Origin of the sequence: Bacillus cereus group sp. MYBK227-1, assembly GCF_051916325.1 — a bacterium.
Lineage (GTDB): Bacteria > Bacillota > Bacilli > Bacillales > Bacillaceae_G > Bacillus_A > Bacillus_A cereus.
Window position 1 is genome coordinate 68,495 of record NZ_JBQAGK010000008.1, and the last position, 14,977, is coordinate 83,471.

Consider the following 14,977-nt stretch of genomic DNA (forward strand, 5'->3'; position numbering starts at 1 on the left):
ACATCACTTTTACGAAGTGATGTATTTTTAGTTTGTGAAAATACAGAAAATTTCTTCTTTCAGGGTGTCATAAGTTGTACAATAAAATCAATCATGTGATAAAGGAGTGGGGAAGAATGAAAGCTACTCATAAAGATTGGATCTTGTTTAATGGGAGAATGATTAATACGAAAGAAGAACAGCCGATGGTAGCATTAGAAGAGAGAGGCTTCCAATTTGGTGATGGGATTTATGAAGTATTTAGACTATACGATGGCAAGCCTCATTTATTAGATTTACATTTGGAACGATTCTTTAACTCTATGGCAGAAATAAAACTAATTCCACCATTTACGAAGGAAGAATTAGTAGAAGAGTTATATCAAATGATTGAAAAAAATCAATTTCAAGAAGATGGGAATGTATATTTACAAATATCAAGAGGTGCACAACCGCGCAATCATGTATATGAATCAGATTTACAACCGACATATTTTGCAAATCTTGTTTCGTTCCCAAGACCAGTTGCTTCAATGGAGGCAGGGATTAAGGTGACAGTAGAAGAGGACATCAGGTGGAAGTTTTGCCATATAAAATCTTTAAATTTGCTTCCTAATATCATGATCAAAAACAAAATAAATGAACAAGGGTATCAAGAAGCAATATTAGTACGAGATGGTATTGTGACTGAAGGGTGTCATTCCAATTTCTTTATCGTGAAGAATAATAAGTTGATTACACATCCAGCGGATCATTTCATTTTACATGGTATTACACGTCACTATGTAATTACATTAGCGAAAGAGTTACATATCGATGTAGAGGAACGAGAGTTTTCATTACAAGAAGTATATGACGCTGAGGAGTGCTTCTTTACAGCGACGCCACTTGAAATATTCCCAGTCGTTCAAATTGGTGATGAACAGTTCGGGGCTGGTGAAAGAGGACCAATTACGAAAAAACTACAAGCTGCATACGAAGAGAGTATTCGTTTGTTTAAAATGACAAATTAATCATGAAGAAAAAAGCTGGTATTCTTCCGGCTTTTTTTCATGATATAATTCAAGCATAGGACAAGTTTTGAAAACGCTGTAAAAAGGGGATTTAATATATGAATTATGAAGATTTTAAAGAAGTAATTCACGGAAGACGAAGTGTTAGAAAGTTTACAGATCAAGAAGTATCTACTAATGATATAAAAGAAATAATTGATTGTGCTCGTTACGCACCAAGTGATACGAATTCACAAACGTGGGAATTCTTAGTTATCATGAATCGAGAGAAGATTAAAGAAATTGAACAAATGACGTGGGATGCATTACATAAACTTGCGGCAAAAGCAGCAGAAAATGGAGAAGAGAAAGCAGGGAAATTACTTACACGTTCTTTCGGACCATATGCAACAGCTTTCTCGGAGGCACCAGTATTAATCGTATGTTTGGCAACACCATATGAATCAAAGTTCCGTGAAAAGATATTTGATCCAATTGCTTTTGTTCCAAATTCAGTTTGGGAGGAAGAAGGCATTAAGAGTAGCTGTTTAGCGGCACAAAACTTAATGTTAGCTGCACATGCAAAGGGACTTGGTACTTGTCCAATGACAGGGCCAGTATTGCTAGCTCAAGATGAACTGCGCCAATATTTACAAGTTGAGCCTGAAAAACAAATAAATATGGTTATTTCACTCGGATTTCCGAAAGATAAACCGAAGAAACTTCCAAGAAAAGAAGTAGATGAGATTACAACGTTTGTTTTTTAATTGCTGTATAGAAAAGACATTGAATTAACAATGTCTTTTTATTTTTGAGGGTATGTAATTCATATGTTGGGCTAAAATGATAGATAAGAGGAAATTACTATTTATTTCATAAAAAAAATTAATGTTCTATTAAGGAAAGTATGATACATTAATCGTGAGCAAGATTCTATTTGTTCATGAAAGTGTTGAAAGTAGTCTCAAAATTTAAAAGTTATTTTTGTATAATAAATTATAATGAAGTTACAGGGGGGATGAATTTTGAAAAAATTCATAATCACTGGATTGTCTGTATTGTTATTAGTTGGTTGCGGTGCTCCACAGGAAAAAGAGGACGCGCAATCAAAACAGGAAGAACAAGTTGTAAACGCAAGTGATGAGAATATGGTTGTATTTCCTGAAGGAGCAATGTCAATTGGAGAAGGGAAAGTAAAAGTTATTACTCCAGATGGTACTTCTGAAAACGGCAATATACCGACTGTATTCATCAAAAAGGATACGTTAATTCAGCAAGTTGAATTAGAACTTTCTAATTTTCAAAGTGATAAAGAAACATTCGTATTTGTAGATCAAATGTATACAGATAAACATCAAGTAACTAGTACAACGCAGACAACAGTGCAGTTAAAAGAAAAAACGCTGGAAACAGGTAGTCATACAATTACTGCAGTTCAGTATGAAAACAATGACCCGAAAGGAAAGGTTATTAGTTTTAATCAAGCAACATTTGAGACAAAACCTGCGTCTTAATAAGAATAAAAAGTACATTACTCAAAAAGTAGTGTGCTTTTTTGTTTGGACTAAAGTGGGCAAGAGTGAATAACTTATTTCATTTTCTAATACGATTAAATAGGAAGTAATCACTTGTTATTACTATGACAGAGAAAGAGGTTGAATACGTGAATCGGTGTATTCGTATCATTTTGATTAGCCTAATGATGGCAGTAATTTGGTTTACGATACAAGAGTTTATGCAAATAACGCTCAATTATCAAATTCATGACTTGTTAATAGGAGCTATTTGTTTTACCATTGTTTATCTATTATATGATAAACTCGGACTAAGGTAAGTTTCAGAAGAAAAATGTAGGTATTTCATTTGAAATGTCGAATAGTACATACGATGTCGTAATAACAAATTTTCTATTGTTTACTGTGAAACAGAAGAAGGAGAGATAGTGGTTATGAAACGAGCTCTTATTAATATTGATTATACATATGATTTTGTAGCGGAAAAGGGTGCTTTAACTTGCGGGAAACCAGGACAGGAAATTGAGAAGGAAATTGTACATATAACGAAGCAATATATTGAAAATGGAGATTACGTTGTCTTTGCTATTGATAAACATGAAGAAAATGATGTATATCATCCAGAATCAAAGTTATTCCCACCTCATAATATAGCTGGTACAAGTGGAAGAGATTTGTTTGGTGAATTACAAGATGTGTACGAAACATATAAAAATGCAGAGAATGTATATTATATGGACAAAACGCGATACAGTGCGTTTGCTGGAACGGATTTAGAGATGAAGCTAAGAGAAAGAGGAATAGAAGAAGTTCATCTTGTAGGTGTTTGTACTGATATTTGTGTTCTTCATACAGCAGTAGATGCTTATAATAAAGGGTTTAAAATTGTTGTTTATGAAAAGGCGGTTGCATCTTTTAATGCACAAGGGCATGAATATGCACTTGGACATTTTAAGTCATGCTTACATGCAGAAGTGAAGTGAAAAAAGAGGCCTTTAAAAAAGGTCTCTTTTATTTGTCCATGTTCATTGAAAACAGCTACAGCAACTCCTGCTAGATTGAGTGGTCTTGATCCGACAACTTTTCTAAGTTCTTCAATATATCCCATTGTATGTAACCTCCGTAAGAAAAAAAAAGAGCAAATAAACTATTCGTTATTATGTAAATATATTCCTCTTTATAAGGGGAGAGATGACATATAACTTATTTGTTTTATTTGGTAAAATATACATCAAAAAAGGTCAAACAAAAACTTTGACCTTTTTTGACCAAATGTTATAATAAAGGCAGAAAGAGATAATCTTTCATTCATAAATAATAAGGAGGAAAAAATATGCGTAATTTATTTCCAGAGATAACAAAACGTCAAAATGGCATTTTTGATTTTGGGCCTTCTTTATTAGAAGGGATGACAGATGCTTTCTTTAAGCCACTGAACATGGATACTTTTAAAGTAGATGTTCATGAGCAATCTGGTAAATATACTGTGAAAGCAGATTTACCAGGTTTTCAAAAAGAAAACATTCAAGTTGATTTTGAACAAGATATATTAACGATCCAAGCAACGAATCATAATGAAGTAGACGAAAAAAATGAGAATGGCACATATATTCGTAAAGAACGTTCTATAGGTTCTGTAACTCGACGCTTTAATTTTAAACAAGTTGAGGAAGAAAATGTTAAAGCAAATTATAAAGATGGCGTACTGACAATTGAATTGCCAAAATTGAAAGAAGAAAAAAGTAGTAAGACAACAATTAATATTGAATAGAAGAGCTGATAAATTCAGCTCTTTTTTTACGTAGTTAATGAATAAATGAGTTGAAATCGTAATGAGATGAATAAAGTTTTAACGTATAAAAAAATTTCACGATTCGCTCCCCCTTAGGTTATTAAAAAGGGTATATTTAAAGGGAAAGGAAAAAGAACACCTAGACATACTGTTTAAGGTGAATTAGTAATAGAGTCAAAATACATAGTAAGGATAGTGGCATTTTAGATTAGGATAATAGATTTTTCTGGAACAAACTTAGGCGATTATGAATTTTTTAATTAGTAAGGAAGTGGTTAAATGAGCTTATTAACGTATACTGAAGAATTTTTTAATTATGTAAGAGAGTTTTTACTTTTAAGATTTTTACTATTTGCTTTAGTTTTAATCATTATTTCTTTTGTAATAAACCGTATTATTGATTGGTTTTTTAGGAAATCAAGCTTTTTTGATGAAGAGGTAGAGCAGACGATTCAAAGTGTAATTCGATCTATTTTTAGATATATCATTATCATCAGTCTTATCATATATTTAATTAGCCAATTTGTAGATATAAAAAGTATTATTGCAGGTGCAGGGATAGCTGGAGTTGTTATCGGTTTTGCTGCACAACAGATGCTAAAAGATGTTATATTAGGCTTTGCAAGATTAGCGGACAAAGAGTTTCGGGTTGGTGATTTTGTAACTTTTAACGGAACAAATTCAGGAACTATTGAAGAGATTAGTATTCGTTTTATGCAAATTCGTGAATGGTCAGGAAAACTACTTACCATCCCGCACGGAGAGATTAGAACGATACAAAATTTTAATAAAGGATGGATGCGTGTAATTGAACGCATCACGGTAAGTTATCAGGAAGATCCAACAAGAGTGAAGGAATTGTTAGAAGAAGTATGTGTTATATGCAATGAAGAATTGAATCAAACTCTTTATAGAGTAGAGGATGAGGCTGTTGAACCATTTAAATACGTCGGTGTTACAGACTTAAATCCTAACTTGAAATATGTTGGCTATGAATTTTGTATTACAGGTTTAATAAAGCCAGAAGATTATTTTGAAACTTCTAGACAAGTAAGATTTGAATTAATGTCTATGTTCCATAAGAATCAAGTGCAAATGCCAGCAGCGAATATGGTTGTTACTACTGAAGGTTTACAGCATATCCATGGTGGACAATCTTTATCGGACAGCTAAAGTAGAATCGTTTGTTAACAAAAATTCTGCTTCCAACATTGGATAGAATAACAATAATAAAATGATTGATATAAAGAAAGGGCTGAAGGAATTCGGTTCTTTTTTTATTTATAGAATTTAGAAATTTCTTAATGTTATAATTGTAGTTGGTGATGAGAATGAACTTTGAAGAAAAAGAGATGCGTCGTTTAGAAGCATTAAAAGAAATTGCTGAATTATTAAATGAAGCAACAAACTTACAGGATATGTTAGAAAAAGTGTTGCATACATTGTTACAAGTAATGAATTTACAAACAGGGTGGATATTCTTTATTGATGAAAGTGGAAAGCACAGCATGCTTGTAGACGAAAATTTACCAGAGGCTCTTACGTGGCAAAAGAAGAAGCCGATGTGTGAAGGAAACTGTTGGTGTGTAGAACGTTTTGTGAATGGGAGATTGGAAAAAGCGACTAATATTATTGAATGTAAGCGAATAGAAGATGCAATTGAATGTAATTGGGGAGAGACAGAAGATGTTACACATCATGCGACAATTCCGCTTAGGTCTGGATCAGAAAAATTTGGTCTACTAAATGTGGCTGCACCTCATAAGACTCATTTTTCTGAGGAAGAGTTAGCGTTATTAGAATCAATTGCATTTCAAATTGGAACGACAATACAACGTATTCAATTAGTTGAGAAAGAACGTAAATATGTAGTGGTAGCGGAAAGAAATCGACTTGCACGTGATTTACATGATTCAGTAAAACAATTGTTATTTTCTATTATGCTAACAGCGAAAGGTACTCTGAATATGACGCAAGATAGAGAATTGCAAGAGATGTTAAGTTATATTGGGGAATTATCACAAGAAGCATTACAAGAGATGACGCTATTAATTTGGCAATTAAGACCTGAAGGATTGGAGAAAGGATTAGCAGAAGCAATTCAAAATTACGGGAAGTTATTAGGAGTTCAAGTGGAAGTTCGAATTGATGGGATGGTTTCAATTGGGGATGAAATAGAAGAAGTTTTATGGCGTATTAGCCAAGAGGCGCTACATAATTGTAAAAAGCATGCTTCGTGTGAAAAGGTACATATTCTTTTGAAAATAGAAAATAACCAGTTACATTTTTACATAGAAGACAATGGAATAGGATTTATACAAGAACAAGTAAGGGAATCAGCACTTGGCCTGAAAAGTATGAAGGAACGTATTCAGTTAATGAAGGGATCGTTTCAAATTATAACAGAGCTGAAAAAGGGTACAAAAATAGAAATTCAATTGCCGATTTGAAGGGGAGAATAAGGTTGAAGATTAAACTGCTACTAGTTGAGGACCATCATATCGTTCGAAGAGGACTTGTATTCTTTTTGAAAACGAGAGAAGAATTTGAAATTATTGGGGAAGCGGAAAATGGCGAAGAGGCATTACATTTCATGCAAAAAGAAAGACCAGATGTCGTACTAATGGATGTATCGATGCCGAAAATGGATGGAATTGAGGCAACAAAACGTCTAAAGCAATATGATGAGACAATAAAGGTACTTATATTAAGTAGTTTTTCAGAGCAAGATTATGTTATACCAGCACTTGAAGCTGGAGCAGATGGTTATCAATTAAAAGAAGTACAACCTGAGCAACTTGTCGCTTCTATTATTGCAGTACATCAAGGAAATGCGAATTTTCACCCGAAAGTAACACCTGCATTAATGGGGCGTTCTGCAGTAAAGAAGGAAGTAGAAAATCCTTTTTCAATGTTAACGAAAAGAGAGCAAGAGGTACTTCGCGAAATTGCGAAAGGAAGAAGCAACAAGGAGATTGCAGCAGAACTTCATATTACAGAACAAACTGTGAAAACACACGTTTCAAACGTTTTAGCTAAATTGGAAGTGGATGATCGTACGCAAGCCGCATTATACGCAGTGAAACATGGGGAGAATTATTCATAAGCATGAATAATTCTGTTATATCGTATGACAGAATACATAGGAGAAATTAAAATTTATAGTAATCCCTAATATAGGTTTTTCTTCTTTCGATAATTAGGTACAATAAAGTGAAACTCTAATCAGTGGGGGACCATCCCCACTGATGATTAGTTTAACTAATCGGTTTTTACAGGATAAAGCTACGATGGAAGGGGAGGATATGCTATGCCTGGTACAAGAAGTGGGATTGGAAAGATTCAGGCTTCGTTAAATGGTTTATCACCGAAATTGCGAAGTATTGCCGAACATATTTTGAAACATCCACAAGATGTTGTACATAAATCTATTACAGAATTAGCTGAAGTTACGAATAGTTCCGAAGCTACGATATTCCGCTTATGTAAACACCTTGGTTTGCAAGGTTTTCAAGATTTAAAGATTACATTAGCTCGTGAAATTGTACATACACCGATGCAAAATATTCATGAAGAGGTATCAGCAGAAGATAGTATGGTAACTGTTGCTAAAAAAGTTTTTCATTCGCATATTACAGGACTGCAAGATACTTTACATTTGCTTAATGAAACGGCACTTGAGCAGGCTGTACGAGCCTTACAAGAAGCAAGTCGAATTGAGTTTTATGGAAATGGTGGCTCTGGTATTATTGCAATGGATGCGTATCATAAGTTTATGAGAACGGGTATTTCTTGTATCGCTCATACTGATTCGCATTTTCAAATTATGGGAGCAGGTTTACTCTCGGAAAATTCAGTTGTTATTGGTATTTCTCATTCTGGTAGCAATAAAGGATTACTTGAAGCGTTAGAAGTAGCGAAAGCAAGAGGAGCCAAAATTATTGCGATTACGAGCTATAAGAAATCAGCATTAAGTCAACTTGCTGATATAACGTTATATACATCAACACGTGAGACTGAATTCCGCACAGAAGCAAGTTCATCACGATTAGCACAGTTAAGCTTATTAGATACTTTGTATGTAGGGTTGTCGTTGCAGCGACAAGAGGAAACTCTAAAAAATTTACAAAGTATACGTGAAACGATTTCGATGAAGCGAATATAAAAAAAGCTCTTCAAATGAAGAGCTTTCAGACTGTAGACAAACTATTTTTGGAGAGTTCAAATGCTAAAAATAGTTTGTTTCTTATTTTAGGGATAATTTATCCAATGGAATTTATATGTAGTGCTTTCTATACTATAATTTACTATAAGTGAGGAAGATGTCTTATGAAAATATCTGTTTATGTTGCAAGTGCATTTAGCAAGGAGCATAAAGGCGGAAATAAAGCAGGAGTGGTATTTATTGAGAATACAAATACATTGACCACTACTCAAAAAATCGAAATAGCCAAACAACTGGGTTATGCGGAAACCGCATTTATATCAGAATCTGAAATTGCTGATTATAAATTTGAGTATTTTACTCCAAAAGAAGAAGTTGATTTATGTGGTCATGCCACAATTGGCTCTTTCGCGATACTGATGCATTTAAATAAACTTTTCAGGAATCGCTATACGATTGAAACGAACAGCGGTGTTCTTACTATCACTATAAAAGATGACATCATATTCATGGAACAAAATAAACCGAGATTCTATGATGTTGTATCTCCAAACGAGTTCATCGACTGTTTTGATAGTAAAGATATAGACAATAAATACCCAATTCAAATTGTCTCCACTGGCTTAAAAGATATTTTAATTCCTATAAAAAGCGAAATACAATTACATGCACTGCAACCTAATTTTGAAAAAATTAAAGAAATCAGCAAGTATTATAATGTTGTCGGGATGCATTTATATACTTTTAATGACAATCGAATTATATGCAGAAATTTTGCTCCACTATACGACATTAATGAAGAAGCAGCGACTGGAACTTCAAACGGTGCATTAGCTTGCTATCTTTATGAACAGCACTATTTGCAAAAAGAAGTCTATGTATTTGAACAAGGTTATTCTTTACACTCGCCTTCCGAAATATTAGTTAAATTAGCAACCAATACCAAGAATAAAATAGAAAAAGTTTATGTTGGTGGCAAAGGCTATTACTGTGAAACTAAGTGTTTAAATATAGAAAATATTGAGTGAAGAGCTTTTTTATCGATGAGAAGTTTGTTACTTTATTTTCTTTTAGAAATGTATGACTTACTTATAGTCAGTGATAAACTCTCATTTTTAAAAATTTAAAATAAAGACCGATTTATGTAATAATTCAAATATTGTTCATAATTTCACAAATTGTTTATGAAGTGTCATGTTATGATGAAGATGTAATGATGATTGAACACTTAAATTTGGTACAATAACTAGCCAAAGTAGTGAAGAAAGTAGTTGTGAGATAAACTCATTAAAATGCTAAAACACTAAAGGGGAGATCACATATGAAAGCAGTAGTGGTTAATAAAAACAGCAAAGCAAACATCGAAGTGATTGAAAAAGAATTACGTCCGTTACACTCAGGTGAAGCGTTAGTAGATGTAGAGTATTGTGGAGTTTGCCACACTGATTTACACGTTGCGAATCATGATTTTGGTAACACTGATGGCCGTATTCTTGGTCATGAGGGTGTAGGTATTGTTACGAAAATAGCTGATGATGTTACTTCACTAAAGATAGGTGACCGTGTAAGTATTGCATGGATGTTCCAATCTTGTGGACGTTGTGAATATTGCGTAACTGGTAGAGAAACATTTTGCCGTGAAGTTAAAAACGCTGGTTATTCAGTGGATGGTGGTATGGCTGAACAATGTATCGTTACAGCTGATTATGCGGTAAAAGTACCAGAAGGATTAGATCCTGCTCAAGCATCATCAATTACTTGTGCTGGTGTAACTACATATAAAGCTATTAAAGTATCAGATATTAAACCTAGTCAACCTATTGTAATCTATGGCTGCGGTGGATTAGGTAACTTAGCTATCCAATATGCTAAAAATGTATTTGGTGCAAAGGTAATCGCAGTAGACATTAATGACGATAAATTAGCCTTAGCGAAAGAAGTTGGTGCTGATATGACTATCAATCCAATTTCTCAAGGTCCTGCTGATAAAATTGTGCAAGAGAAGTTTGGTGGCGCTTATGCTGCGGTAGTAACAGCAGTCTCTAAAGTAGCCTTTAACTCAGCAGTTGATGCAGTACGTGCTTGCGGTAAAGTAGTTGCAGTAGGGCTACCAGTAGAAACAATGGACTTAAACATCCCACGACTTGTACTGGATGGAATTGAAGTAGTTGGTTCTCTAGTTGGTACTCGTAAAGATTTGGAAGAGGCGTTTATGTTTGGGGCAGAAGGAAAAGTAGTGCCGGTTGTTCAAACTTGTTCGCTAGATAAAGTACAAAATGTATTCGAAGAAATGGAACAAGGTAGAATTCAAGGGCGTATGGTAATTGATTTTAAAAAACATAATTGTGATTGCAAATAATTCACTTTAAATATAAAAAACATGAGTCTAGCAAAGGACATGTAAAAAAGTTAGACAGCATAAGAAGATGATCCCTGTATTTAATAGGGATCATCTTCTTTATTTTCTACTAATATCGATGCCAATTAATACTTCATTAATGAGAAATGATTAAAGGTTTACTTTATTTGCAAACGAAAAGGAATCTTTATGTTTAACAAATTTTTTATGATCTGGAACGTTTTGAATTGCTACAATTTGCGAATCTCTTGCTTTCAGTGCATCTTGAATCCCGATGGTCATAAGCTTAATAAATAGAATCGTAATAAAGAATGAAGCGAGAGTATAAAAAATAATCCACCATGAAAGATTCATTTCATTACGATTTAATCCAATAAGACCTGCCCAATCATTAGATAGAGAAACAGGTTTGAGCACTCCGTCATAGAGTTCACGCATTTGTATGCCGCCAATTACAATGTTAAGCAACGCTAAATGGATAACGAGTATGAGTGTTTGGACGATATGTTCCATAAATAATACAAATAAGCGGTCAAGTAATAAGACTCGTAAGTGTTTTTTTATAATATGAAAACGACTAGCCCCCAGTAATTGTGAACTTAAGATGTAATCTTGTTTCATAAATTCATCAACCTCTGAGGATATGTATAAAGAAAGTGTAGGCAGAGCGACGAAAATAAGTACGAGTACTTGATAAAACGTAAATGAAATATTTGGATCTACCCCATCAGCATTTGATGTGATTATAATATTAACGGGCGTGATGAGTATGAATGCGATAAATAGAGTTGGAATGTAATAAAAAACTTCTGAGCATGACTGGAAAAATCTCTTGAGTTTTGGAGCAAATAAACTTAAGAGGATTCCTATACATGTTCCGCATAAAATTCGAAAGAAGCTAATTGCCATGGCTAATAAAATAGTGAATTTTGCTCCTTCTACAATTTGTAAGAAAACAGACTCTCCAAAACGATCAGATCCAAAAGGTGGAATTAACGATGGCGGAAAGGGGGCCTTTCCAAGTAATTCGTTATTGTCATTGTAAAGTAACTGAGGAGGTTTTGGGATGTTATCTTTAAAGAACCAACTATAAATAAAACTAGCTGAAATAAGTATGAATAGATAAGTAAAGCCGATTAAAAAGCGTTTTGATTTCCAAATAGATTTCATAATGATACTCCTTTCAATTGCTTTTTCCATCTATTCATCATGAATGAGACTATTTGGAAAATAGCATAAAATGGTAAAATAATCATAACAAGTATGATAAATGCAGCTGGAGGTGAAACAAACGCCTTATTAAATAAAAATTGAATAATGCCTTCCATATTAAAAACAAATTCTAAAATGAATAAATTAGAAAGTAAGAAAACAAAAATCGTTTTTAAATGGTGGAAGAAGTGGATAGATATATTTTTGAATAAATGAATGCATAGTATATAACTTGATGAAAGGCCTTTTCCATATGCAACCTCTACGTAATGTTTTCCTTGCTCTTCTTTTATGTATAACACCATCATCCGAAACATTTGTAATGTAGGTAAGACAGCTAATGATAAAATAGGGAGTAAATAAGCTCGATTTTCATTAAAGGAAATAATAGTGACAGGAGATTCCCCAAATTTCTGAAGTACCCATATGAAAAATATTTGCAAACAGATCATCATCATCATATCAGGGACAGCTTCTAATATGAACACAATTCGGTTTATCCATTTTTTTATATAATCTTTTGCTAAAAAATAAAAAAATGCCATGCTAGATGATAAAAAGAGAGCAAGAAAAAAGGCTAAAAATAATATAGTAAATGAATATAGGTAAGGTTCTAAAACAGTTGGAAATAATGGTGTTTTTTTGAAATGGCCAAACTTCGGGTCTGATCCTATAATCACTAATGATTCAGGGGAAAAAACTTGTTTTAACATAGTAACGGTCTGATTAAAAAAATAAATTGGTTGAAAGGTAAATCCTTGTTGAGTGATAAATAAATAAGGTAAATTTAATAATAGTAAGAGTGATAAAAGAATTGATGAAAGCTTAATTGTGAATTGAGATATTTTATTTAACATTAAATCCCTCCGACATCTTTTTACAACATTATACAATAAATTTCGTGTTATTGTTTTTATTTTTCTGAAAAATAAAAATACTTTTCGGTTTTATAGTATGCAAGATATATTTACAAGATAAAAAAGTGATAGTAGGGGGCCACGCTCTATGTTTATCAAGATAAAAGACTAGTGAACCTAAAACAATAAATATGAGTAGAATGCACAGAATTCTCATTCTGCGGTTAGTTACTTTTCTTGGCTTGATGGTGATGTTACGTGACCGCTAAAAATGAATATTGCTTTTCAACTTTTTCTTCAAGCAAATAAGTAGAACGTATGGAGGATTATGTATGTGTTGTTAATGAGAGGAAAGAGTGTATTGCGTAACGAATATAACGTAATTTTACCGCATGGAAAAGCTAAATTTAGTATATAAGTGAAATGGAATGAGGGGATTTATTTTTGGTATGAAAAAAATTTTCTTTTTATAACTTGATAAATGAAAAAATATTTTATATACTAATTCATGTAAACGGTTTACTAAATCGTATTTTGCTAGTAATGAAGGGAAGATTCGCATGGAAACAAGGGGGAGAGTAATCGGGATTGATATCGGTACCACAAGTACAAAAACGGTTGTGTTCACAGAAAAAGGAAAAGTCATTGCATCACATGCAATCGATTACCCAATTATTCAACCGAATGTAGGATGGGCTGAGCAAGATCCTGATGTAATATGTGCCGCTGTATACAAAAGTGTAAGCGTTGCCATCGAAAAAGGTAATGTATTACCAGAAGATATTTCTTCAATCGGTATTAGTACAGCTATGCACGCATTAATTGCAGTAGATGAAAATGGTACGCCATTAACGCGTTCTATCATTTGGGCAGATAATCGAAGTACGAAGCAATCAGAAAAATTATTACAACAAATGAATGGGCATGAAATTTATAGACGTACAGGTACACCGATTCATCCGATGTCACCACTTTCTAAATTGTTATGGATGAAAGAAGAGGAACCAGAGTTATATACAAGTGCCTATAAATTCATTTCCATTAAAGAGTATGTGATTTACCAATTATTTTCACGCTACGTAGTTGATTATTCGATTGCTTCTGCTACAGGGTTATTTAATTTAGAAACATTAAACTGGGATGAAGATGTTTTAACTATGTTACATATGTCATCAGAAAAATTATCAACCCCTGTACCAACTACATATATTTTATCAGGTATGAAGCCAGAGTTAGCACAGAAGATGGGGATAAGTGCAGAAACACCAATTGTCATCGGAGCAAGTGATGGGGTTCTTGCAAATGTAGGAGTTGGTGCGATATCACCGGGTGCGGCTGCAATTACGATTGGAACGAGTGGTGCGGTTCGAACAATCTCATCAAATATAAATACAGATGAGAAAGGGAGAACGTTTTGTTACGCATTAACAGATGAGCACTGGGTAATCGGTGGTCCAACGAATAACGGCGGAATATTACTGAGATGGTTACGTGATGAATTTGGTAGTCCAGAGCAAGAAGTAGCAAGAAAGCTCGGCATTGATCCTTATGATTTATTAATTAAATATGCAGAAAGCGTACCAGCTGGAGCGGATGGGCTATTGTTCTTACCTTTCTTATCTGGAGAACGCGCACCTTACTGGAATGCAAATGCTCGTGGTACATTCTTTGGAATCAATCTTCAACATAAGCGAGAACATTTTATACGTGCAGTGATGGAAGGTGTTTGTATGAGTGTATATTCAGTAGCACTCGCAATCAGGGATTGTACAGGGCCACTTACTGAAATACGAGTTTCAGGAGGGTTTGCAAAATCTGCATTTTGGAGACAAATGTTGTCCGATATGATGGGAAAAGAATTGCTTGTACCTGAAAGTCATGAAGCATCTGCGCTTGGGGCAGCGGCAGTTGCTTTATATGCTGTAGGAAAAATTGATTCTCTTGAAGAGGTAAAGGATTGGATTGATATTGTCCATCACCATGTACCGAATAAAGAAAATACGGCTATATATTTAGAAATGTTTTATATGTATGAACGACTTTACAATCGCTTGAAAGAAGAATTTGATTGTATAGCTGCTTTCCAACGTAAACAATAGGGGGATTG

At 33.7% G+C, this 14,977-nt stretch carries 15 protein-coding genes and 1 pseudogene; 13 read left to right on the forward strand and 3 right to left on the reverse strand.

Annotated elements, in window-relative coordinates; genetic code table 11:
* The first annotated feature begins 116 nt into the window (after window positions 1-116).
* The 5 genes from dat (at window position 117) to ACTFRM_RS25675 (ending at window position 3,468) form a co-directional block, all read left to right on the forward strand.
* Complete coding sequence (dat, locus tag ACTFRM_RS25655) at window positions 117-992, forward strand: D-amino-acid transaminase (RefSeq protein ID WP_074553986.1); 876 nt, start codon at window positions 117-119, stop codon at window positions 990-992.
* Between the two features lie 98 nt (window positions 993-1,090).
* Window positions 1,091-1,738 (forward strand): nitroreductase family protein, encoded by a 648-nt coding sequence (locus ACTFRM_RS25660; protein WP_001105288.1) that lies wholly within the window; start codon window positions 1,091-1,093, stop codon window positions 1,736-1,738.
* Between the two features lie 258 nt (window positions 1,739-1,996).
* Entirely contained in the window at window positions 1,997-2,485 is a 489-nt protein-coding gene (locus ACTFRM_RS25665; RefSeq protein WP_000713496.1) for a hypothetical protein, read from the forward strand.
* Window positions 2,486-2,610: 125 nt separating this feature from the next.
* Window positions 2,611-2,805: a hypothetical protein gene (locus ACTFRM_RS25670; protein WP_017674122.1), complete on the forward strand. Its 195-nt coding sequence runs from the start codon at window positions 2,611-2,613 to the stop codon at window positions 2,803-2,805.
* A gap of 114 nt (window positions 2,806-2,919) precedes the next feature.
* Entirely contained in the window at window positions 2,920-3,468 is a 549-nt protein-coding gene (locus ACTFRM_RS25675; protein WP_000816763.1) for a cysteine hydrolase family protein, read from the forward strand.
* A gap of 29 nt (window positions 3,469-3,497) precedes the next feature.
* Here ACTFRM_RS25675 and ACTFRM_RS25680 read toward each other — a convergent pair.
* Window positions 3,498-3,593, reverse strand: a pseudogene (locus ACTFRM_RS25680) (DNA mismatch repair protein MutT); the annotation flags it as partial.
* Window positions 3,594-3,818: 225 nt separating this feature from the next.
* Between ACTFRM_RS25680 and ACTFRM_RS25685 the strand changes: the two are divergent.
* The 7 genes from ACTFRM_RS25685 to adhP all read left to right on the forward strand — a co-directional run bounded on the left by ACTFRM_RS25685 (window position 3,819) and on the right by adhP (window position 10,801).
* Window positions 3,819-4,256, forward strand: coding sequence for an Hsp20/alpha crystallin family protein (locus tag ACTFRM_RS25685; protein ID WP_001245055.1), 438 nt, complete (start codon window positions 3,819-3,821; stop codon window positions 4,254-4,256).
* Between the two features lie 300 nt (window positions 4,257-4,556).
* The gene (locus ACTFRM_RS25690) at window positions 4,557-5,450 is read left to right on the forward strand and encodes a mechanosensitive ion channel family protein (RefSeq protein ID WP_000055427.1); all 894 of its coding nucleotides are present in this window, start codon (window positions 4,557-4,559) and stop codon (window positions 5,448-5,450) included.
* Between the two features lie 179 nt (window positions 5,451-5,629).
* A complete protein-coding gene (gene casK / locus ACTFRM_RS25695; RefSeq protein ID WP_170879395.1) occupies window positions 5,630-6,727 on the forward strand; it encodes a two-component system sensor histidine kinase CasK in 1,098 nt (365 codons plus the stop codon).
* A gap of 14 nt (window positions 6,728-6,741) precedes the next feature.
* Window positions 6,742-7,383 carry a two-component system response regulator CasR gene (gene casR, locus ACTFRM_RS25700; RefSeq protein ID WP_000694623.1) on the forward strand — a complete coding sequence of 214 codons (642 nt, stop codon included), beginning with the start codon at window positions 6,742-6,744 and terminating at the stop codon, window positions 7,381-7,383.
* A 204-nt stretch (window positions 7,384-7,587) separates the two neighbouring features.
* Complete coding sequence (locus ACTFRM_RS25705; RefSeq protein WP_001119642.1) at window positions 7,588-8,442, forward strand: MurR/RpiR family transcriptional regulator; 855 nt, start codon at window positions 7,588-7,590, stop codon at window positions 8,440-8,442.
* A gap of 164 nt (window positions 8,443-8,606) precedes the next feature.
* Window positions 8,607-9,470: a PhzF family phenazine biosynthesis protein gene (locus ACTFRM_RS25710; protein WP_000704346.1), complete on the forward strand. Its 864-nt coding sequence runs from the start codon at window positions 8,607-8,609 to the stop codon at window positions 9,468-9,470.
* A 293-nt stretch (window positions 9,471-9,763) separates the two neighbouring features.
* Entirely contained in the window at window positions 9,764-10,801 is a 1,038-nt protein-coding gene (gene adhP / locus ACTFRM_RS25715; protein ID WP_000649120.1) for an alcohol dehydrogenase AdhP, read from the forward strand.
* A 150-nt stretch (window positions 10,802-10,951) separates the two neighbouring features.
* Here the strand turns inward: adhP and ACTFRM_RS25720 are convergent, their stop codons facing one another.
* Together ACTFRM_RS25720 and ACTFRM_RS25725 are read right to left on the reverse strand one after the other, a co-directional pair.
* Entirely contained in the window at window positions 10,952-11,971 is a 1,020-nt protein-coding gene (locus ACTFRM_RS25720; RefSeq protein WP_000836565.1) for an ABC transporter permease, read from the reverse strand.
* Window positions 11,968-12,870 carry an ABC transporter permease subunit gene (locus ACTFRM_RS25725; protein ID WP_000932683.1) on the reverse strand — a complete coding sequence of 301 codons (903 nt, stop codon included), beginning with the start codon at window positions 12,868-12,870 and terminating at the stop codon, window positions 11,968-11,970. The genes ACTFRM_RS25720 and ACTFRM_RS25725 overlap by 4 nt, the downstream gene beginning before the upstream one ends.
* A gap of 560 nt (window positions 12,871-13,430) precedes the next feature.
* Here ACTFRM_RS25725 and gntK point away from each other — a divergent pair.
* Entirely contained in the window at window positions 13,431-14,969 is a 1,539-nt protein-coding gene (gene gntK / locus ACTFRM_RS25730; RefSeq protein ID WP_000450007.1) for a gluconokinase, read from the forward strand.
* Window positions 14,970-14,977: the final 8 nt, after the last annotated feature.